The organism is Luteimonas galliterrae, assembly GCF_023374055.1.
Taxonomy (GTDB): Bacteria; Pseudomonadota; Gammaproteobacteria; order Xanthomonadales; family Xanthomonadaceae; genus Luteimonas_C; species Luteimonas_C galliterrae.
Genome location: NZ_JAMBEP010000001.1, coordinates 1,867,994 through 1,887,312 on the forward strand (window position 1 = coordinate 1,867,994; position 19,319 = coordinate 1,887,312).

Here is a 19,319-nt window from a genome sequence, read left to right on the forward strand (position 1 = left end):
GCCTTCTCACGATCAGATCAAGGGGGAGAGAACGAACTGCCGCCGATCAGGAATTGAGGGTCTTCTCGAAATCCTGCACTTCGCGTTCGGCGCGATCGCGATCCCAGCCGTACTGCTCCTGCAGTTTTCCGGCCAGATATTTGCTATCGCCGCTGGCGACATCGAACACGTCGTCGGTCAGATCGCCCCATTTGGCCTGGGCTTGGCCTTTGATCTGGGTCCACTTGCCGGCAATGATGTCTTTGTTCATGGCGCTTCCTTATTTTGCTGACGGCAGGGATATCCTGCCGCGTGCAAAGCTTGCGCCCCGGCGCCTTTAGACAAGGTCAAGATTGCGTTGCATTGGGGTTGCGACGACTGAAGCGTTCATCGCGCGTCGCGATGCGCGATATCGAATCTGAATGCACAAAAAAGAACGGGCCGGATCGCTCCGGCCCGTTCTTTGTCGCTCAATCGCAATTTTGCGATATCGACGCTACGGGTTTTCGGTGCCGCCGGTCTTGTCGGCGGCCTCTTCCACTTTCTCGCCCGCCTTCTGCACGTCCTGGCCTGCGCCCTTGACGGTATTGCAGGCGCTCAGCGTGCCGAGCGAGAACATGGCCAGCAACATCAGGGCAATCAAACGCTTCATGGATATCTCCTCGGTGGTGATGGTTGGCCGGCACGCCTGCCCCGGCGCGCCGCCCGGCTATGGAACCGCATTCCGGTGTGAAGCCCATGTGCATTGGGCCGGCACCGATGAGCCGGAGCGAAACCCGGAATGAATGGCGCGGGCAAACGCCGTCAGTCGCGCATCAGCGTCGATTTTCCGAACAGGCTCTCGACCAGATCCACCGCCAGTTCGGCGGTGCGGTTATGGCTGTCCAGCGCCGGATTGAGTTCCATGATGTCGAGCGAACCCATGCGTCCGCTGTCGGCGATCATCTCCATGACCAACTGCGCCTCGCGGTAATTCGGACCGCCGGGCACCGTGGTGCCTACGCCCGGCGCGATGCTCGGATCGAGGAAGTCGACGTCGAAGCTGACGTGCAAGTGCGTATCGGCACCGACGCCGTCGAGCGCGGCTTCCATCGTGCGCTTCATGCCGACTTCGTCGATGTAGCGCATGTCGTACACATCCAACCCGTACTGCTGGATCAGTTTCTTCTCCGGCGGATCGACCGAACGGATGCCGATCTGGCGGATCTGGTCGGGCCGCATCGCCGGCACGTGTCCGCCCAGGCCGGTCAGCGCGTCCGGGCCGAGCCCGCAGGCGCAGGCCACCGGCATGCCGTGGATATTTCCGGACGGCGTAACTTCGTGCGTATTGAAATCCGAATGCGCATCCAGCCAGAGCACGCGCAATTTCTTCCCGGTTTCGCGGCAATGGCGCGCCACCGCGCTCAGCGATCCGATCGCCAGGCAATGGTCGCCGCCCAGCAGGATCGGCATGCGTCCGGCGCGGAATTCGGCGCTCAGCGCCTCCATCACGGCGCGGTTCCAGGCCACCACTTCGTTGAGATGGCGATACCCGTCCACCGGCGGCAGCCAGGGATTGCGCGGTCCGGTCACGTCGCCGCGGTCGACCACGTCGATGCCGCGCGCGATCAGCGCCTCGCCCAGGCCGGCGATGCGCATCGCTTCCGGGCCCATGCTCGCGCCGCGGTGCCCGGCGCCGATGTCGGTCGGGGCGCCGATCAGGGATACCGGTGGATAGGTGCGGCTCATTGCGGCGAGATCCTGGGAAAATAGCGTCGTCATCATAGGCGCCATGCCGGGCATCGGCAAAAAACAGCTGCGAACGTAGGAATTTTCCTACTTCGTTCCAGGCGAATAGCCGACTGCGGCGCGGCATGAAGGCGGACACTCTGAAGACCGCTGGCAGCGTGCGCTACGGCCTACTCCCCAGGGGCCGTCATCCGATCGCACGGGGGCTGCAGGGACAGCGGCCCCGCCAGCAATTTCATATTGGTGCCGGCACCCGGATTCGAACTGGGGACCTACCGCTTACAAGGCGGTTGCTCTACCGACTGAGCTATGCCGGCACATCTTGGAAATCCGGCCAGGGGCCGGCGTCGCGGCGGACCGGCGCATTCTAGCGCGTGGCGTCAGCGCAAGCTGGCGCAATCCAGCGGCTGCGCCTGCGCGGCGCCCGCATCGGTGCGCAGTTTGGCCAGGTCCAGGCCTGCGCGCGCTTCGATATCGAGCCAGGCCGGCCCGGCGTCGCCGATCGGCCTTATTTCCGCGGCGAACCCGGCCGCCTGCAGCGCCGCCTGCCGGCGCTGCGCGGATTCCTGCGACCCGTAGCGGCCGAGCGCAATGCCGTTGGCGTCGGCGCCCTCGTTGATCAGCAGGTAGTCGTCGAAACCCGCCGCCTTGATTCTCTCCGCAGCGGCCTGGGCCAACTCGCGCGTGGCCAGCGACGGCATCAGCACGGTGTAGCCGCGCGCATTCGCGGGCGTGGTCTCGCGCGCGCTCAGGCGCACGACCTGGGGCCGCAGCTTCGCGCTGGCTTCGCGCAGCGTGGTGGACGTGGCGAAAGGACCCAGGCTGAAGCATTGGTTCGGAGCGACCGGCGCTGGGGCAGCCACGACGGGTACTGGCGCTGTCGGAGCCGGTGCGGCGGCCAATGGCTTGGCTTCCGAGAGCAGTTGCAACCGCGGCACGCCTGCAGGCTGCGCGAAAGCCGGTGGCGCGGGCGGTTCGCCGCGCAGCAGCCACCACATGGCGACGCCGACGTTGATGGCGATCAACAGGACGATCAGGGCGCGCGCGAACATGGCAGTCCTGGAGCGGCAGAGGCCGGCATTTTATTCGGCCTCTGCACGGGCCGCCCAGTGCGCGAGACCGCGCAGCACCAGGTGCGACGCCAGCTCGGCCCGCGGCAGATGCGCGGCGAGAGCGGGCGCGCCGCCGCCATGCAGCAACATGCCGGGCGGTGCGCCCAACTGCCGCGCCGCGGCCGCGTGACTGCGTTCGATCAGGGCGATCGCCGCGCCTTCGCAACCCGAGGCCAGCGCGGACTGCGTATCGTCGGCGAACTCGGCGTAGGCGCCGCCGCTTTCCGGCAACTGCCGAGCGCGCTGGTGCAAGGCCGCGCGCATCAATGCCGGCGACGGCGCGATGCGGCCGCCGTGGTGCAGCCCCGCGCCGTCGAGCAAATCGATCGTCAACGCCGTGCCGACGCCGACCACCAGCGATGCGCCGGCGACGCGCGCATGCGCCGCGAGCAAGGCCAGGAAGCGGTCGACGCCAAGTTTGTCCGGATCGGCATAGGCGATGCGCAGACCGGCGAATTGCGAAGCCGTGCGCGCGACCACGATGTGTCCGAAACGGGCGGACAACGCGTCGCGCAACACCGCGGTCATGGCGGGCGACGCGACGCTGGCCAGGTACGCCACCGCGCCTTCGCGCGGAAGGGCCTGCGCGACTTCCACGGCGAAGTCGCCGTTGTCGTGCGCCACGGCGACCACGTCGCCCAGTACGCCGCCATCGAGCAGGGGCGCGAATTTCAGCCGCGTGTTGCCCAGATCGAACAGCCAGCGCCGGTTCATGGCGCGGACCCGCCGGCGCGCGCCGGCGTGAGCGCCCTCACGCTGACCTCGCCGGAATGGAAGAGACGTTCGCCATCGCGCAAGCCTACCCGCAGCGCGCCGTCCTGCGCGATCCCGAGCGCGGTGCCGCGATGCGAGGCGTCGCCGATCGACACCGACACCTCGTTTCCGGCCAACGCATCGTAGGCGGCGTAGCGTGGCAGGAACGGCGCCAGGCCTTCCGCATCGAAAAGGTCGAATGCAGGCAGCAGTTGCGTCAGCAAGGCGGCGGCCAGGTCGTTGCGCGAGGCGCGGATCTGGTCGCCGTCGATTGCCGCCAGGTCGATCCAGGGCTGGTCGATGTTGTCCGCGCCCGCTGCGGGCATGCGCACATTCAAGCCCAATCCGATCACGGCGCGCACCGGTCCGGCATTTTCGCCGCCGCCTTCGACCAGAATGCCCCCGAGCTTGCGCGCTCCGATCAAGAGGTCGTTGGGCCATTTCAGGCGCGCTTCGCGGTAACCGAGCGCATGCAGCGCGTCGGCGGCCGCCACGCCCGCCACCAGGCTCAGGCCGCCCAGGCGCGCCAAGCCGCCGCCGAAATGGCGCGACAGCGACAAGTACAGGTTCGCGGCCAACGGCGACGCCCAGGCGCGGCCGCGACGACCGCGGCCGCCGGTCTGGCGTTCGGCCAGCAGCACGGCGCTGCCTTGCGCGGGCGTGTCGCGGCGAAGCAGTTCGGAATTGCTGGAGTCGATGCTCCAGGCCACGTCCAGCGAGGCGATTCGCGCGCGTTGCGCGGGCGCGATGCTTGCCAGGATCGCCGTCGCATCGAGCAACTGCAGCGGTTGCGCCAGGGCATAGCCGCGCCCTGCCTGCGCGTCTATCGCGACGCCGGCTTCGCGCAGCGCCTGCACCTTTTTCCAGATCGCCGCGCGGGTGAGGCCCGACGCTTCGGCGAGCGCATCGCCCGATAGCGGCCCGGCGATCAGGTGCGCCAGCAAGTCGCGCTCGTTCATCCGCCGCCTCCGTGCACGGCGCCGATCGCGCATCGTCGATGACCGCGGCAAACCGCCGCACAGCGAAGATCTAGGGATTTGGACATGCGAAAAGGCGGATTCGACGCGGTCCGGCAGTCTGGCCGAAAGCGCCAAACTCGTATGCTGCGCCGCAACATGCAACCTTCTGCAGTCCGGTCGCATCCAAGGTATAGTCCGCGATGCGATCGGGCCGCTTCGGCGGCCGGTCAGCGCCTCCTCTGGAAACCGCCGTCATGGTCCGACTCTGCCTCGCCCTGCTGCTGATCTGCGCTTGCGCAGCCGTCTCCGCGCGCGATGTCCGCATGCAGACCCCCAACGGCGAAACCGGTACCTGCCCCGAGCCTGAAACCTCGGTGGCGGCCGCTCCCAAGACGGCCCCGGCGTCGACCCCCGCACGCGGCGCCAAGCCCGCCAGCAAGCCGGCCTCGGCTGCCAACACCACCCAAGGCGGTGGCGGCGAAGCCGCCGTACGCAGCCAGGGTCCGCGCTGGCACAGCTTCCTGCCGGGCATGTTCCGCTGACCGGCGGCCCCGCGGCCGCCGCATGCGCAAACTCCTGCAACGCCTGCGGCCTTCGCCGCCCGAACTCGATCCTGCGCTTTGGGCGGCCGTACGCCTCGACGCGCCTTGGATAGCCGCGCTGGATGAAGACCGCGCCGCGCGCCTGCGCGCATTGACCGCGCGTTTCCTGCACCAGAAAACCATTACGCCGCTGGCCGGGCTCGCGCTCGATCCGGCGCAGCGCGCGCTGCTCGCGGCGCTGTGCTGCCTGCCTCTGCTCGAATTCGGCATCCAGGGCCTGCGCGGCTGGTCGCAGCTGTTGGTGTATCCGGATGCGTTCCGCGTCAACCGCACCCATGTCGATGCCGCTGGCGTGATGCACGAATGGGACGACGAGCTGATCGGCGAAGCCTGGGAATCGGGGCCGGTGATCCTGTCCTGGGCGGACGTGCAGGCCGATCTGGCCAAGCCCGACGCGGGCTTCTGCGTCGCTGCGCACGAGATCGCGCACAAGCTCGACGCGCTGGACGGCCTGCTCGACGGCACGCCGCCGTTGCCGCGCGATTGGCAGCGGCAATGGGCGCACGACTTCCAGGCCGCTTACGACGCGTTGTGCGCGCAGGTCCTGTCGGGACGCGAAACTGCGATCGACGATTATGCCGCCGAGGCGCCGGAGGAATTCTTCGCCGTCGCCAGCGAATACCATTTTTCTGCGCCTGCGTTGCTGCGCGAATCGATGCCGCAGGTAGCCGCGCACTTGACGCGCTTCTACGGCCCTTCCCCCTTCGCTTCCGCGCTGTAGAGCGCAGCTCGCTCCACTGCTCTTGTCCTTAAACCCGTCATCCCAGCGAACGCTGGGACCCATGTTGCTTTTGCTCTCGCCCCTTAAGCCGTCATCCCGGCGAAGGCCGGACTGCGCAGGCAGGATGCCGGAGCGAACATCCGCGCAGCGGATGGCCCGAAGGGCATGCCGCAGGCGCGGCATGTCATCCAGGCCCGCGTTCTTGTGGGCCTCGCTGCGACTCGCGCCATGGACAAAGGCTTCCGCGCTGCGCGCGGGTCACTTTCTTTGTTGGCCCAAAGAAAGTAACCAAAGAAAGGGCCCGAAGCTTAAGTGATTCGTCGCACCTGAAAAGCCTACGGGCAACTCCGCTTTCGTCGTGGGTGACCTTCTTACGCAGGTACTAGATTTTGATTCGCAGCGTATGGGTGACGCGGCTTTTGCGGATTTGCGCTAAGGAGGCGTTCTGGTCGATCGCCTCGCATCTGAATGTCGAAGCGACGGAGGAATCCCGAGCGCTGGCGAGCAGTGGCCAAGAACACGGGGGCGCCCATCGCTGGGATCCCTTCCAAAGGCCCTTTTTCTTTGGTTACTGTTCTTTTTGGGCCCCACAAAAAGAAAGTCACTCGGCCGCGGTTTTAGCGGACGAAACTCCGGCCGGAACGGCCGGCAGATCGCGACAAACCCACAAGCCAAGGCAGCGCAGCAAGCTCCGCTCCACAAGAGCAACAGCAAATCTCCTCCGACCCTTCTTTTTTCAAAGAGGGGAGACAAGCCAAGGCGCTGGATCCCCGCCCTCGCGGGGAGGACGGCTTTAACGCAAGAGCGGCGGGGCAAGCCCCGCTCTACAGAGCAAGGCAAGCGTTGGGTTCCGGCGTTCGAGTTCCACCCTTGCGGAGCAGGCATTAAAGGCCCGGCGGCAATTTTATTTCGAAGCGCGCGCCGCCCAGCTCGGGCGAGACGCCGACTTCCAGTTCGCCGCGGTAGCCGTGCACGATGTCCTGCACGATCGCCAGGCCGATGCCGTGGCCCTGCACGCGCTCGTCGCCGCGCACGCCGCGTTGCAGCAGCGCCGCGACGCGTTCGGGCGGGATGCCCGGGCCGTCGTCGTCCACCGCCAATAGCAGGCCCGGACGCCGGTTGGTGCTGGCCGGGCCGCGATGCGCGGTGAGCAGCACGCGCTTGTGCGCCCACTTGAAGGCGTTCTCCAGCAGGTTGCCGAGCAGTTCCTGCAGGTCGCCGGCTTCGCCGTGGAAGCGCGCCTGCGGTTCGATGTCGAATTCGCAGACCACGCCTTTGCTCGAATAGATCTTCTCCAGCCCGCGCACGATCTGCTCGGCATGCGGTTCGATCTCGATCGGCGCGGCGAAAAGCGTATGCCCGCCCGACGCCGCGCGCGCCAGCTGGTACGACACCAGGCTGTTCATGCGCCGCAGCTGCACGTCGAGCTCCTCGCGCAGTTCGCCCGCCGGGGCGCCGTCGTCCAGGCGCGTGCGCAGCACCGCCAGCGGCGTCTTCAGGCTGTGCGCCAAGTCGGCGAGCGTGTTGCGCTGGCGGTCGAGGTTTTCGCGTTCGCTTTCGATGAAGGCGTTGATGCTGTCGGTCAGCGGCTCCAACTCGCGCGGATGGCGCTCGCTCATGCGCGTGGCCAGACCGCGCTGCACGCGCTTGAGCTCGGCGATCACGCGCCGCAGCGGCCACAGGCTCCAGCGCAGGATCACGAACTGCAGCAACAGCAGCACCGCGCCGCCGATGCTCATATAGCCCCATAGCGCACGGCGGAACACGGTCAGCTGCGCTTCCAGCTGTCGCGTGTCCTCCATCACGTAGATCGTGTAGGGGAATTCGGTGGCGGTGGACAGCTCGGCCCACACGTAACCGGTGCCGTAGCGGTACACCTCACCGGGGTCGCCGCCGATCTTGGTGATCGGCATCGGCCCGTCGAAGGTTTCTTCCTTCGCCGCCAGCATGCGTCCGCTCGGCAACGTGGGGCCTTGCGCCGACATCGAATCCCAGCGGTTGTCGCCGTACACGATCTCCGCGTACAGGCCGCTGCCGGGACGGTCGAAGCGCGGATCCGGCGCTTGGAACGGGGGCTCGATGCCGCCGGCCACGTCGAACTCGGTGCCCGCGGCATACGCCAGCGCATAGCTTTCCAGGCGCTGGCGCAGATTGCTTTCGGCGGTGTCGACGAAGGCGCGATCCAGCGCATAGCCGGCCAAGGCCAGGAACGCGATCAGGCCCAGGCTGGCCGCCAGCAATTGCCGCGCGGCCAGCGAGCGCGGTCGCCAGACCTCAGCCATGCTTGCGGTTCCGGGAGTAATCGATCATCGGCACGGCGCTAGCGTGCAGCATGAGGACGATGGCGGCAACGGAATGGGCCGCCACGGCCGTGCGCGCCGCGCGCTCAGCCTTCGTTGCTGCGCGCGATCGCGAAACGGTAGCCGCGGCCGCGCACGGTTTCGATCGGCTTGAGCGCGCCGTCGGGGTCGAGCTTCTTGCGCAGGCGGCCGATGAAGACTTCCAGCACGTTGGAATCGCGGTCGAAATCCTGCTGGTAGATGTGCTCGGTCAGGTCGGCCTTCGAGACCAATTCGCCGGCATGCATCATCAGATACTCGAGCACCTTGTATTCGTAGCTGGTCAGATCGACGTTGCCGCCGTTGACGCTGACCGTCTGCGCCGCCAGGTCGAGCGTGACCGGGCCGCATTCCAGGGTCGGCTTGCTCCAGCCCGCGGCGCGGCGCACCAGCGCGTTGATGCGCGCCAGCAACTCTTCCACGTGGAAGGGCTTGACCAGGTAGTCGTCGGCGCCGTGCTTGAGGCCGTCCACTTTGTCCTGCCAGCTCGAACGCGCGGTGAGGATCAGCACCGGGAACTGCTTGCCCTCGTCGCGCAGCGCCTTGATCAGCTCCATGCCCGACATTTTCGGCAGGCCGAGGTCGATGATGCCGACGTCGAACGGCACTTCGCGGCCCATGTACAGGCCTTCCTCGCCGTCTTGCGCGGCGTCCACCGCATAGCCTTCGCGTTTCAGGCGCGCGGCCAGGGTTTCGCGCAAGGGGGCTTCGTCTTCGACGAGCAGGATTCTCATCAGCGAACTCCAGGAGAGGGAATGACCGGCGCCTGCCGGAGATTTCGGAACGAATTCGACGCGCTAAAGATTGGGCTCGTCTTCGTCATCGCGGCGTGTACGGGCGTTGCCGCGATCGCGGCCGCGTTGGGCGGGATCGTCGACGTAGACGCGGACGCGACCGTTGCCATCGACCACCTTGACGCGATTGAGTTCGCGGCCATCGTACTGGAGGCGTTCGGCGCTGAGTACCTGGCCGCGCGTCTCGCGCTCCACCCTGCGCACCGAATCGGACAATTCCGACCGGCGGCGGTCGGCCTGCGGATTGCCGCGCGGGCGGTCCTCGTGCTGGCCGCGGTCGCGCTGCTGAGCCTGGGGCACGGCCTGGGCAAAAACGGTCCCGGCCACGCCTCCGGCGAGGGCGGTCAGCAGGACCAGCAGCAGGGGACGGCACAGCAGCGACATCGCGATCTCGCAGTCAATCCAGGACATGGGAAGGGCCGGACGGCCCGAGGCAGGGACGATTCTCAAAAGGGAGCGGTGAATCCGTCCTTAACTTTTGCGATTGCAGCAGGGCTGGGTTCAGTCCCGAGGCCGCGCGGGCGTTCAAAACAGCTCCGCCACGCAGCAGCGCAGCGAGCCGCCGGCGGACTCGATCGCCGCCAGATCCGCGCTGCGCAGCGCGAAGCCCGCCTCCCGCAAAGCCAGGCGGTGGGCGGGCTCCAGGGCGTTGGCGGCTACGGCGCTCATCCAAACTTCGTGGCCGGACAAAGCGATGGCGTTGCCGGCGAAGGCGGCGCGTTCGGCTTCCGTCAACAAGACCGCGTGAGGGGCGTACAAAGCGGCGACGGCATCGGCCACGGCGGCATCGGCCATGCCATCTGCGCAGATCAGGGCGGTCCGGCCGGCCAGCACGGCCAGTACGACGTTGGTGTGGTATTCGCCCGGCGCAAGGTCGAACAGCAGCGTCGCGCGCAGGCCGAAAGCCTCATGCATCAACCGTGCCCCGGCTTCGTCGCAACGCTCGGACAGACCGCAGAAGCCCAGGCCGCGGGCACGGTCGATCACCAGCGCGCCGGTCAGTTCGCAGGGATGGGGTTGCTGCGACAGGTCGGTTTGCGCATAACCGAGCACGTCCGCGAACCAGGCGCGGATATCGCTGCGCGCGGCTTCACGCTGGCGCACGGGATGGCGCATGCGCCCGACGATCAGGCGCCCCGGCACCGTCGCGAAAACGTTGTTGGGAAAGAGCGCATCGGGCGCTTCGGGATCGCCGGGAAAACAGATCGTCGGCAGGCTGCGCGACAAGGCGCGCTGCAGTTCGCGATGTTCGGCCGATGCGCGCGCGGCGTCGAACGCGGCGGCATCGGCCATGTAGCGGTTGTCGCCGGCCGACTGTTCCGCGCGCGCGAAACCGTCGGGCGCGACCAGGAACGCCGCCTTCGCCGTGGCCGGGCCGAAGTCCGGCGCGCATCCGCGCGCGAAGGCGAGGAAGGCGTCGGTATCGCGCGTGATCATGGGCGTGCCTGCCGATTCAAGCGGCGATGCGCGACGGCGGCGACGTGGCCGCGATGGCGCGCTCCACCAGCGTCCAGTCGGCGCCGTCGCGATGCGCGCCTTCGCTGAGGATCTGCCGGAACGCGCGCCCGCCCGGCTGTCCGTGGAACAGGCCCAGGATATGGCGGGTGATGTGCTTGAGCGCCTTGCCTTGCGCGAGCTGCGTTTCGACGTAAGGCCGCATCGACCGCAGCAAGTCGGCGCGGGTGCGCAGCTCGCCGCCGAACCAGGCGACGTCCAGCCGGTGCAGCAGGTAAGGATCGTGATAGGCCGCGCGGCCGAGCATGGCGCCGTCGGCATGCGCCAAGTGCGCCATCGCTTCGGCTTCGGTGACGATGCCGCCGTTGACGATCACCGCCAATGCCGGCCGTTCGCGCTTCAGCGCGTATGCCCAGTCGTAACGCAGCGGCGGCACTTCGCGATTCTCTTTCGGCGACAGGCCTTTCAGCCAGGCGTTGCGGGCGTGCACGACGAAGGCGCGGCACCCGGCCTGTGCGACCGTATCGATGAAGGCCAGGAAACGGCCGTAATCGTGGTCGTCGTCCACGCCTAGTCGGCACTTCACCGTCACCGGCACCGTGCAGGCGGCGATCATCGCGGCGATGCTGTCGGCGACCAGCGCCGGCTCGCGCATCAGGCAGGCGCCGAAACGTCCCGCCTGCACCCGATCCGACGGGCAGCCGACATTGAGATTGATCTCATCGAAACCGCGCTCGGCGCCGATCCGCGCCGCCTGCGCCAACAGCGCCGGCTCGCTGCCACCCAATTGCAGCGCGACCGGGTGCTCCACCGGATCCATCGCCAGCAGCCGATCGCGATCGCCCAGCACCACCGCATTGGCGTGCACCATTTCGGTATACAACCGGGCGTGCGGCGCCAGCAGACGATGGAACACGCGGCAATGCGTGTCGGTCCAGTCCATCATGGGCGCTACGGCAAGAATTTTATCGTTGTAATTCAACTATTTATCCAGTAAATAAACCCACGAACAAGCGCGTGCACTCGATTGCGCCCTTCTACGCCGCCCAGTGCACGCATAGCGCATGGAAAATGGCGACGTCACCTGCCTCCGGCCGCAGCCGGGCCAGGTTAGGCGCGAACAATCGTATGCCAGCCGGACCTTCCCGCGCCATGAAGACGCGCGGGAATGGGACGCCTCGATCGAGCGTCGGGGTGGATCCTGGCGAATCGCCGCTGAAGCCGACCCAAAGCTCGTCGAATGCACGTAGCGATCGTCTTGATCGGTAGCGCGGATCGATCCCTATCCACTGGCTGATCGTGATCAGCTCATCATCGACGATTTCATCAGCGACGAGCTGGCGCGACGGGAGGGAGATTAAGGACTGGCAATTCTCAAGACGAAGCAAGCTGGCGCGGAGATGGCGTCGCCCACGCAAACGGAACCCGGACAGCAGCAGGAACCTTTCCTGCGTCGGCATGGTTTCCGGATTTCTTGGAATGACGATCTGCAGCACGCCATGGGCTGCCCGAAGCAGCATTCGCGAGTTATGTCGCCCCGCAGTGGGGCCGGCGACACCATGGCATCACTAGTCCATCAGACATATGTACAACCATGGGCACCATGCTAGCGTCGGAGTCGATGCCGGATCGTTCGGCGCCGCTCTGGAGATTGCCGCATGCGTGCATTGGCGTGGCTGGGAAGCGGTTTGTGTCTGCTCGCATTGCAATCGCCCGCACGGGCAAGCGACTGTCCCGATGGCGAAGATGCCGCCATCCAGGCGATGGGAGCGGAGTTCCTGCAATCGCCGCAGGCCATCGGGCTTTCCGTCGGGCTCCTGCACAAAGGCAGCGCGACCTGTTACGGCTTCGGCCAGCAGGATAAGGCCTCCCGCAGTGCGGCAACGGCGAACACCCGCTACGAAATCGGGTCCAACAGCAAGACCTTCACCAGCACGCTGCTGGCCTACGCCGTGCAGGAAGGACGGTTGAAGCTGGACGATGACATTCGCCGCTATCTGCCCGAACCCTATCCGAACCTCGAGTACGAAGGACAACCGATCCGCGTAGTGCATCTGGCGAATCTGACCTCGGAATTGCCGAACTGGCTGCCGGATCGTCCCGATGCATTGACCGGACTTAAGCCCGAACAGATTCCCGACGCATTGCTCGCGCTCCATCGCGACTATAGCCGCGAAGACTTCTACCGTGATCTGCACCAGGTAGCATTGAAGGCTGCGCCGGGCAGCCGGCCCCGCCATTCCAACGTCGCCGCGCAGTTGTTGGTCGGAGTACTGGAGCGCGCCTTCGACCGTTCCTATACCGAACTGCTGGAGGAACGCATCCTGCGCCCGCTAGGCATGCGGCAGACCGGCTTCGACCCCACCTCCGCCTCCGCCTTCCTGGCGCGCGGATATGACGATAGAGGCAAAGCGATGCCCTATATCACCGACATGCGCGACCTGCGCGAAGCCGGCGGGTTGCTTTCGTCCAGTACGGACATGGTCCGGTACCTGCGGCTGCAGATGGACGAAAGCGATGCCGCCATCGCGTTGAGCCACCGTGCAACCATCGTTGCCGAACACGATACGATCGCGTTGAATTGGCATGTCGACACCGACGTCCACGGGCGACGCACGATCTGGCACACCGGTGGAACCTTCGGTTTCAGCAGCTACGTGGTGCTATATCCCGAGCGCGGGCTCGGCATCTCGCTGCTGGCGAATGAATCCGACCCGCAAGCGCAGAACCGCCTGGTGGAGCTGGCCGACCGGATTGCGAAACATCTAGCGCCCGTCGCTGCGAGCCACTGAGTCGCGGCGTGGACACGCGGCATCGCAATCAGCCGAAACGGATTTTTGCTCCCGTTCTTCATCGAAATTGATGCGTCCCGCAAGAATGGCGGATGCGCGTCGGCCAGAGGCGTCGCGGTATAGCTCGACGCCTCGTAGAGTCGCTAGCCATTTCTTTCCCTGTCCTCAACGGCAAGCAAGAGATAGGTTCGATAAGTCCGCGCAACTTCCCGCCAAGGAATTCCGGTAAGCGCCGACTCCAGCCCCCAAAGCAAGTTCAGGCTAACACCGTGGCCGGCTTTCTTCGCTCTGACGTAAGCTTCGACGGCGCCGAGATGGCGCAGCTGGGCATCGGTGGTGATTCCTGCACGGGCCAGGGCCTCCCGGGACTTGCCTCCCAAGCTCTGCAGCCCCTCCGTGATTTTGACGGTAGCCATGAGCGCTTCGCCGTGGGCCTAGCTACATTCGGTCATTCGAGCAATGTCGGAGGCGCCACGATGGCGACGCCAAAAGAAGAACGCCACGCAGGGCAAGGAGCCTGCGTGGCGTGAAGCAACGGCCCGGGGGATGAGCCGCTACAACGCGATGCATGTTGCCGTGGTTAGAACTTGACCTGCAGTTGCGCTTGCGCGCTGTGTTCTTGTGCGTCGTCGGCGAGCTGGCCGCTATAGCTCACGCCCAAGGTGGCGAGCGGGCTCAGCTGCATGTCGATGCCCGCCTCCAGCACCGCGGTATCGCGCGAGATGTCGAATCCTCATTTATCTTTCCTTGCGAATGTTGGCGCCAGATACGCCGTGGTCCGAACGCGGGCGCGCGGCCGACGATGCGCCAATTTCGACGATTCGCTGCATTGAATAAATGGGTTAAAAGGCAATACACTGCTGCACCCGATGAATTAATTCTTGCGACGTGAGGCCATGGACAAACTCGCTGCGATGAGGACTTTCGTGCGGATCGTCGAGGACGGCAGCCTGACCGCAGCCGCCGAATCGCTCGACACTTCGCTACCGACCGTGGTGCGCTCCCTGGCCGCGCTCGAACGCCATCTCGGCGTCTCGCTGCTCAAACGCACGACGCGGCGGATCAACCTCACCGACGAAGGCGTGCAGTATCTGGAACGCTGCCGCGACATCCTCGCCGCTACGCAGGAGGCGGAAGACATCTTGGTCGCGCGCCGCACCGAGCCTGTAGGCAAATTGAGCGTCACCGCCTCGGTAGCCTTCGGGCGCCACTACATCGCGCCGATCGTGCACGACTTCCTGCGCCGCCACCCGAAAGTAAGCGCGGACATGTTGTTCGTAGACCGCGTCGTGAACCTGATCGAAGAAGGCATGGATGTGGCGGTCCGCATCGCCCACCTCAGGGATTCGTCGCTGGTGGCCATTCCGGTAGGCCGGGTGCGGCGCGTGCTCTGCGCAAGCGATCGGTACCTGCGCCGTCACGGCGTTCCGAAAGTGCCGGCGGATCTGCGCGAACACAACTGCGTCAGGCATGTCGGTCTCAATCCGCGCAGCGAATGGCGTTTCCGGGTAGGCAACCGGCAGACATCCGTACCCACTTCCAGCGTAGTCACCTGCAACGAAATAGACAGTGCCTTGGAGGCCTGCGCCAATGGCCTCGGCGTAGGCATGTTCCTTTCGTATATGGTCGCGCCGTACCGCAAGGATGGCCGGCTGAAATACTTGCTCGAGAGCTACGAGACCGAACCGATACCGGTACAGGTGATCTACCCGCAGACGCGAATGCTGTCGAACAAAGTACGCACGTTCGTCGACGAGTGCGTCGACAAGCTTCGTTTGGTCGCCTTCGACTGAGCGCTCTCACAAAACAAAGCGGGCGAACCTTGTCCATACCGGAAGCAAAGCTCGCCCTATAAGCGTGCGGCCGTTACATGGGTCAGCGCCTCCTGGCCGGATCGTCGGCCGGATTGACGTAAGTTACCGACCACGGCCCGATGCTGTGTATCTGAGTGATGGTCTCTTCGCTGGTCCAGGCGAAATGGTGGGTCCGTGGCTGCATGATCGCGGCGGCGCCAGGCGCTAGCGGATGCGATTTAGCGCGATCGAACTCGTCGCCGAAGCCCATGTGCAGTTTTCCGGAAAGTACCGTGATGTGCTCGATGCCCGGGTGCCAATGCGGCGGGATCTTGTAGTTGGCCGGAAATTTCAACCGGAACATGATCGGCACCGGCTGGTCCAGCGGGCCCTCGAGCACTGCGATCTTGACACCGGGCAACGAAGGCAAGTCGCGCCAGACCAGCTCGGACGGTTCGAACATGACATGCTCGACCGGATGCTGCGCCTGCGCCGCGGCGCCAGGCATCACGCAGAATCCACAGGCAAGCAGCATGCTTGCCGCAAGGCGCTCCATGGTGGCCTCCTCAGCTCGAAGTGTGGGTTTGGCAGCCGCATCGTGCATGCGCCTGCGCCTACGATCAATCCTCATGGCCGGTGGGCGGGCAGTGCCGATTTGGGCTGCAAGGCGTTCTGCACCGCCATCCGGCCGACCTTGCGGCCCATGTCCTGCCCCACGCGCGTCGAGAACCGGTAGTGGAAGCCTGCGTAGATGCGCGCCATCGAAACCTCGTCGGCGTACGCATCCAGGTTTCTCCAGCGGTGCGTCACGCCCGGCGCCGTGGCGCTGGTCATCGCGACCTCCGGTATATCCGCGCCGCCCATCACCGCTTTGCTCACGGTCGCGACGGCGGCAGCCGTGATGCAATGCGCGCAGGGATACTCCGGATGCATCGGCGTATTGTCGATCGGCTGCCAGGTCGCCACGCGTTCGGTGGCGGCATTGCCGTCGATGTCGCCGTTGCGGATCGCGGTGATCGGCCGCCAGAAATCGTAGTGGTACTTGCCGTCGAACACCGCGATATAGGCGTCGGCCGTGGCGATGGCCACCAAGGCCATATAACGCGCGCTGTCGACCAGATCCATTTTTTTTGCGACCGTCAGCTGCCGCACGATCGGGTAGTAACTCGCCGGGCCGGTAATGAGCCAGAAGCGCGCGTCTTCGGTCTGTTGCGCGCTGCGCTCGGAGCTGTTCTTACCGCCCAGACGCTTGAGCTCGTTATAGTCGGCCGCCCATTCCCGGCTCGCGAGCGAGACCGGCGGCGGCGGACGCAATTGCGCGGGGCCGGTCATGACGAACGGTTTGACCTCGGGCCACATGGAGGAGGCGGTGATCGGCGTGGGTACATACACGCCTGGCCGGGTCTTGGGCCGATAAGCATCGGGCACGGCCGAACCGTCTTTTTCGCGGTCTGCGAGGGTGCGCGCCGCGATTTCGCGCCCCAGCTTGATGCCTTCGGATTTGGCCGCGCCCTGCGGGAGCTTGGCCAAATATGCGGCCAGATCCGCGTTCGTTTGCTTGGCGCGTTCCGGATGCAATCCGACCAGGACGGTTGCGGCAGCAGCGGCTGCCGCTGCCGATTTCGAGGCGTTCGCCGTAGCCGGAATCGCATGGCGGTAGGGCCGATACCGGGGACCGATGGAGTTGACCGCATCGAACATGGCCACATGCACGCAGGCCATCACCCGCTCCGCCTGCGGCGGCAGCAGTTTCTGCTCGCTGACCAGAGCAACCGCCTTCTCGTTCCAATCGGTGATCGCATCGGCCGAAAAAGCCGGCGTCGAAAAAGCACAAACCGAACACGCCAACAACCACAGATGCAGATGCTTCAACATGCATTTCTCCGTATTCCATAGGCACTCGGAGTGCCTAGGCAGAAACGCCAATATTCCCGATTGCTAATGTTGAATAAATGGGCTGCCAGGTAATACACTGCTCCATAAAATGAATTAATCAAAATGCCCGCTTCGGCCACCGAGAATTCCCCGCAGAGGGCAAGGAACTTGCGGGCGCCAAGAAGCTGGCCCGGAGTATGCAAACCGCCACGACGCTGCAAGATGTTTCAGAATCCATCGAGAAGAGCGCATAGACGCTAATGATTGCGATGCCCCCCGGTGCAAGCCGGCTATCGACCCGAATCCGACACCAACGCATACCTTTAGTCGCGAATCCGCCGAGGGCTGCGGCACACCTGCCTACGGCACCCGGCCGGACACTGCCCAGGCACGAGCGGTAAGGCTTATGCCTCCACCCGGATTACTCGGCAGGCTACCCTTAATCCGGAAGCGGAGCGACTTGCGGCGCTCTTCGCTGAGCGACATGGCATAGGCCGGCGCCGGACCTTGGCTGCCGAGGAAGGGATGCCAATAATCGTCGAAGTCGCGAAAGAACGTAGTGACATCGATTGCGCGAACGGCAACATCCTGAAACCCGGTACTTTCGAATAACGTTCTCAGCCGATCGGGGTCGCAGATGGGGAAACGCCTTCCTTCATCGAAGGGCAAGGCATCGGGGTCTTGCGCGATAGCAGAGTCCCAGAAATAGCGAAGCATCTCCATCTTGCCGGCATAATCCCACACATAGAGAGCGGTCATTCCTCCGGGTTTGACGACGCGTTGCATTTCTTTCAACGCAGCCTTCTGATCCGAGACAAAGTTCAGAACGAGGCCGGAGACCGCCATGTCGAAAAAATTCGTCCTGAAAGGAAGCGCCTGGGCCTGACCCACCTCGAACGATGCACGACGGTCAATGTAGCGCGCTCTTGTATGGTTGACGAACGCATAAGACGAATCAAACCCCATAACGGCCGTCGGTTCGGCCCTATCGAGTATCGCAGCCGTCAGGGCGCCGGTTCCGCAGCCGACGTCCAGCCAACGCAGAGCGGGAGCGGAATCGAGCCAATCGATAAATCTCTTCGCAACAAGTTTGCTCCAACGGCCGATATAGGAATCGTATCGATCGCTTTCCAGCCATCGATTCGGCGGTATTTCCAACATGCGGCACTCCCCCTATGCGGCCTAATTCAGAATTAAGCCGGATCACGAGCCGCTACGATCCGATCCGATTCCTGGGTACTTCGAACTTTCGGCCGAAGCATCCGTTTGCATGACACCGCGCGCGCGCTCGTTAATGCGCCGTCAGCAAGAAACTACGAACGATCCTTTAAATCGCAGCATCCACCCGAATATTTCTTAACAACACAAAGGCTCTTTTCAATCGCATGCCAGAAAGAAAAGGGGCGATGTTCCGCCCCCTTTCAACGGACGACCTGCGGCCTCTATTCCGTAGGTTCCGGACATTCGACGCAAATGTTCCAGCAATGCGAATCGGGATCATCGATAGGGCATTGGCTGCAGCATGGGCGCGCGAAGGCTGTCATGCTGACGCCGATCCCCAGGAGCAGTGCGCAACCCGCCAGCAGTACGCTAGTGCGATACCTTGTTTTCATCGCCTTTTCCTCAATCCATCAGTGAAAGTGAGCAGCTGCAGATTCCCACTGCGAGCCGCCGCCGGCCGAACCAATTAAGCGCCGTTCGGCCTTTTTAGCCGCATCTCCATATGCGGCGAATCCCTGGCGAGACGCGATCCTATTGCCGAATGCATGCGAGAGAGTCGCGGATTACATTTTCACGGAAACCAACGATACGGCGATTTCCGATAAACAGCATCGGCACGCCGCTACCGTCGAGCGCCTCGAATTTCCGCCTTGCGTCGGCCGACTTATCGATGACGAAGTCCTGATAAGCGACGTTCTCGTGCCGCAGCAATTCCCGTGCGTATTGGCAGTACTTGCAGATTGAAGTCGAGAATATGACGACCGGCTTCGCGGCTTGATCGTATAGCTCTTCATAATTGCCGATGACGTAATCGGGTTCCGGGAACAACCGGTCGTACGTCCGGCGCAAGTTGGAACCCAGCAAAAATCCGCCAACCAGAAATACTGCAACCACGCCAGTATTGATGAATGCTCTTGCCAGCATCTCTCCCGCTCCCATCGCCCGGACAGCGACTCATCGAATCCGCCTGAACATCGGCTCGACAAGCGAGGCGTCAATCTCGCTTATTCGTAGCGCCTAATAAATGCATCGCCAGGCATTACACCTCTTTATCTTCTGAAGTAATGACCCCGCAGGAACCGCCGGCCGATTGCGGGTTTTGAATCGGCGCGCTCGCGATCCGTGAAGTCCAATCGCGACCAAAGCCGATCCTGGCGACTCGATGGATGCGCGGCACTGCCCATGTTCGCTTCGAT

The 19,319-nt window shown here is 64.5% G+C and carries 22 protein-coding genes and 1 tRNA gene; 4 read left to right on the top strand and 19 right to left on the bottom strand.

Annotation, left to right across the window (positions count from 1 at the left end):
* Positions 1-46: 46 nt before the first annotated feature.
* The 7 genes from M2650_RS08630 to birA form a co-directional block, all read right to left on the bottom strand.
* Positions 47-250, bottom strand: coding sequence for a CsbD family protein (locus tag M2650_RS08630; protein WP_249473277.1), 204 nt, complete (start codon positions 248-250; stop codon positions 47-49).
* A gap of 225 nt (positions 251-475) precedes the next feature.
* On the bottom strand, positions 476-631 hold the full coding sequence (locus M2650_RS08635) for an entericidin A/B family lipoprotein (protein WP_249473278.1): 156 nt from the start codon (positions 629-631) through the stop codon (positions 476-478).
* A gap of 152 nt (positions 632-783) precedes the next feature.
* Positions 784-1,707, bottom strand: coding sequence for an arginase (gene rocF, locus M2650_RS08640; protein WP_249473279.1), 924 nt, complete (start codon positions 1,705-1,707; stop codon positions 784-786).
* Between the two features lie 241 nt (positions 1,708-1,948).
* Positions 1,949-2,024, bottom strand: a tRNA-Thr gene (locus M2650_RS08645).
* A 63-nt stretch (positions 2,025-2,087) separates the two neighbouring features.
* Complete coding sequence (locus tag M2650_RS08650; protein ID WP_249473280.1) at positions 2,088-2,759, bottom strand: SPOR domain-containing protein; 672 nt, start codon at positions 2,757-2,759, stop codon at positions 2,088-2,090.
* A gap of 30 nt (positions 2,760-2,789) precedes the next feature.
* On the bottom strand, positions 2,790-3,533 hold the full coding sequence (locus M2650_RS08655; RefSeq protein WP_249473281.1) for a type III pantothenate kinase: 744 nt from the start codon (positions 3,531-3,533) through the stop codon (positions 2,790-2,792).
* A complete protein-coding gene (gene birA / locus M2650_RS08660; protein WP_249473282.1) occupies positions 3,530-4,531 on the bottom strand; it encodes a bifunctional biotin--[acetyl-CoA-carboxylase] ligase/biotin operon repressor BirA in 1,002 nt (333 codons plus the stop codon). The genes M2650_RS08655 and birA overlap by 4 nt, the downstream gene beginning before the upstream one ends.
* 254 nt (positions 4,532-4,785) lie before the next feature.
* Between birA and M2650_RS08665 the strand changes: the two genes are divergently transcribed.
* Positions 4,786-5,073 (top strand): hypothetical protein, encoded by a 288-nt coding sequence (locus M2650_RS08665; protein ID WP_249473283.1) that lies wholly within the window; start codon positions 4,786-4,788, stop codon positions 5,071-5,073.
* A 22-nt stretch (positions 5,074-5,095) separates the two neighbouring features.
* Positions 5,096-5,854 (top strand): M90 family metallopeptidase, encoded by a 759-nt coding sequence (locus M2650_RS08670; protein ID WP_249473284.1) that lies wholly within the window; start codon positions 5,096-5,098, stop codon positions 5,852-5,854.
* Positions 5,855-6,738: 884 nt separating this feature from the next.
* Here M2650_RS08670 and M2650_RS08675 read toward each other — a convergent pair.
* From M2650_RS08675 to M2650_RS08700, 6 genes are all read right to left on the bottom strand, one after another.
* A complete protein-coding gene (locus M2650_RS08675; protein ID WP_249473285.1) occupies positions 6,739-8,136 on the bottom strand; it encodes an ATP-binding protein in 1,398 nt (465 codons plus the stop codon).
* A gap of 104 nt (positions 8,137-8,240) precedes the next feature.
* Positions 8,241-8,927: a response regulator transcription factor gene (locus M2650_RS08680; RefSeq protein ID WP_249473286.1), complete on the bottom strand. Its 687-nt coding sequence runs from the start codon at positions 8,925-8,927 to the stop codon at positions 8,241-8,243.
* A gap of 63 nt (positions 8,928-8,990) precedes the next feature.
* The gene (locus M2650_RS08685; RefSeq protein ID WP_249473287.1) at positions 8,991-9,398 is read right to left on the bottom strand and encodes a hypothetical protein; all 408 of its coding nucleotides are present in this window, start codon (positions 9,396-9,398) and stop codon (positions 8,991-8,993) included.
* A 114-nt stretch (positions 9,399-9,512) separates the two neighbouring features.
* Positions 9,513-10,424: an arginine deiminase-related protein gene (locus M2650_RS08690; protein ID WP_249473288.1), complete on the bottom strand. Its 912-nt coding sequence runs from the start codon at positions 10,422-10,424 to the stop codon at positions 9,513-9,515.
* 16 nt (positions 10,425-10,440) lie between these two features.
* A complete protein-coding gene (dusA, locus tag M2650_RS08695) occupies positions 10,441-11,424 on the bottom strand; it encodes a tRNA dihydrouridine(20/20a) synthase DusA (RefSeq protein WP_283254635.1) in 984 nt (327 codons plus the stop codon).
* 55 nt (positions 11,425-11,479) lie between these two features.
* Positions 11,480-11,938 (bottom strand): hypothetical protein, encoded by a 459-nt coding sequence (locus M2650_RS08700; RefSeq protein WP_249473290.1) that lies wholly within the window; start codon positions 11,936-11,938, stop codon positions 11,480-11,482.
* A gap of 162 nt (positions 11,939-12,100) precedes the next feature.
* On the opposite strand from M2650_RS08700, the gene M2650_RS08705 reads away from it, so the two are divergent.
* Complete coding sequence (locus M2650_RS08705) at positions 12,101-13,234, top strand: serine hydrolase domain-containing protein (protein ID WP_249473291.1); 1,134 nt, start codon at positions 12,101-12,103, stop codon at positions 13,232-13,234.
* A 143-nt stretch (positions 13,235-13,377) separates the two neighbouring features.
* Here M2650_RS08705 and M2650_RS08710 read toward each other — a convergent pair whose 3' ends face one another.
* A complete protein-coding gene (locus M2650_RS08710) occupies positions 13,378-13,650 on the bottom strand; it encodes a TfoX/Sxy family DNA transformation protein (RefSeq protein ID WP_249473292.1) in 273 nt (90 codons plus the stop codon).
* A 164-nt stretch (positions 13,651-13,814) separates the two neighbouring features.
* Positions 13,815-13,940 (bottom strand): hypothetical protein, encoded by a 126-nt coding sequence (locus tag M2650_RS16410; protein ID WP_283254636.1) that lies wholly within the window; start codon positions 13,938-13,940, stop codon positions 13,815-13,817.
* A 190-nt stretch (positions 13,941-14,130) separates the two neighbouring features.
* Here M2650_RS16410 and M2650_RS08715 point away from each other — a divergent pair, with 190 nt between their 5' ends.
* Positions 14,131-15,027 (top strand): LysR family transcriptional regulator, encoded by an 897-nt coding sequence (locus tag M2650_RS08715; RefSeq protein WP_249473295.1) that lies wholly within the window; start codon positions 14,131-14,133, stop codon positions 15,025-15,027.
* Positions 15,028-15,109: 82 nt separating this feature from the next.
* Here the strand turns inward: M2650_RS08715 and M2650_RS08720 are convergent, their stop codons facing one another.
* From M2650_RS08720 to M2650_RS08735, 4 genes are all read right to left on the bottom strand, one after another.
* Positions 15,110-15,535, bottom strand: a complete 426-nt coding sequence (locus M2650_RS08720; protein ID WP_249473298.1) for a cupin domain-containing protein — start codon at positions 15,533-15,535, stop codon at positions 15,110-15,112.
* A 119-nt stretch (positions 15,536-15,654) separates the two neighbouring features.
* A complete protein-coding gene (locus tag M2650_RS08725) occupies positions 15,655-16,902 on the bottom strand; it encodes a vanadium-dependent haloperoxidase (protein WP_249473299.1) in 1,248 nt (415 codons plus the stop codon).
* 360 nt (positions 16,903-17,262) lie between these two features.
* Positions 17,263-18,063 (bottom strand): class I SAM-dependent methyltransferase, encoded by an 801-nt coding sequence (locus M2650_RS08730; RefSeq protein WP_249473301.1) that lies wholly within the window; start codon positions 18,061-18,063, stop codon positions 17,263-17,265.
* Between the two features lie 591 nt (positions 18,064-18,654).
* Positions 18,655-19,047, bottom strand: a complete 393-nt coding sequence (locus M2650_RS08735; protein ID WP_249473303.1) for a glutaredoxin family protein — start codon at positions 19,045-19,047, stop codon at positions 18,655-18,657.
* Positions 19,048-19,319: the final 272 nt, after the last annotated feature.

Excerpts from the sequence above, each read along its gene's own strand:
- M2650_RS08630 (WP_249473277.1), bottom strand. The coding sequence starts at position 250 with ATGAACAAAGACATCATTGCCGGCAAGTGGACCCAGATCAAAGGCCAA.
- M2650_RS08635 (WP_249473278.1), bottom strand. The coding sequence starts at position 631 with ATGAAGCGTTTGATTGCCCTGATGTTGCTGGCCATGTTCTCGCTCGGC.
- rocF (WP_249473279.1), bottom strand. The coding sequence starts at position 1,707 with ATGAGCCGCACCTATCCACCGGTATCCCTGATCGGCGCCCCGACCGAC.
- M2650_RS08650 (WP_249473280.1), bottom strand. The coding sequence starts at position 2,759 with ATGTTCGCGCGCGCCCTGATCGTCCTGTTGATCGCCATCAACGTCGGC.
- M2650_RS08655 (WP_249473281.1), bottom strand. The coding sequence starts at position 3,533 with ATGAACCGGCGCTGGCTGTTCGATCTGGGCAACACGCGGCTGAAATTC.
- birA (WP_249473282.1), bottom strand. The coding sequence starts at position 4,531 with ATGAACGAGCGCGACTTGCTGGCGCACCTGATCGCCGGGCCGCTATCG.
- M2650_RS08665 (WP_249473283.1), top strand. The coding sequence starts at position 4,786 with ATGGTCCGACTCTGCCTCGCCCTGCTGCTGATCTGCGCTTGCGCAGCC.
- M2650_RS08670 (WP_249473284.1), top strand. The coding sequence starts at position 5,096 with ATGCGCAAACTCCTGCAACGCCTGCGGCCTTCGCCGCCCGAACTCGAT.
- M2650_RS08675 (WP_249473285.1), bottom strand. The coding sequence starts at position 8,136 with ATGGCTGAGGTCTGGCGACCGCGCTCGCTGGCCGCGCGGCAATTGCTG.
- M2650_RS08680 (WP_249473286.1), bottom strand. The coding sequence starts at position 8,927 with ATGAGAATCCTGCTCGTCGAAGACGAAGCCCCCTTGCGCGAAACCCTG.
- M2650_RS08685 (WP_249473287.1), bottom strand. The coding sequence starts at position 9,398 with ATGTCCTGGATTGACTGCGAGATCGCGATGTCGCTGCTGTGCCGTCCC.
- M2650_RS08690 (WP_249473288.1), bottom strand. The coding sequence starts at position 10,424 with ATGATCACGCGCGATACCGACGCCTTCCTCGCCTTCGCGCGCGGATGC.
- M2650_RS08705 (WP_249473291.1), top strand. The coding sequence starts at position 12,101 with ATGCGTGCATTGGCGTGGCTGGGAAGCGGTTTGTGTCTGCTCGCATTG.
- M2650_RS08710 (WP_249473292.1), bottom strand. The coding sequence starts at position 13,650 with ATGGCTACCGTCAAAATCACGGAGGGGCTGCAGAGCTTGGGAGGCAAG.
- M2650_RS08715 (WP_249473295.1), top strand. The coding sequence starts at position 14,131 with ATGGACAAACTCGCTGCGATGAGGACTTTCGTGCGGATCGTCGAGGAC.
- M2650_RS08720 (WP_249473298.1), bottom strand. The coding sequence starts at position 15,535 with ATGCCTGGCGCCGCGGCGCAGGCGCAGCATCCGGTCGAGCATGTCATG.
- M2650_RS08725 (WP_249473299.1), bottom strand. The coding sequence starts at position 16,902 with ATGTTGAAGCATCTGCATCTGTGGTTGTTGGCGTGTTCGGTTTGTGCT.
- M2650_RS08730 (WP_249473301.1), bottom strand. The coding sequence starts at position 18,063 with ATGTTGGAAATACCGCCGAATCGATGGCTGGAAAGCGATCGATACGAT.
- M2650_RS08735 (WP_249473303.1), bottom strand. The coding sequence starts at position 19,047 with ATGCTGGCAAGAGCATTCATCAATACTGGCGTGGTTGCAGTATTTCTG.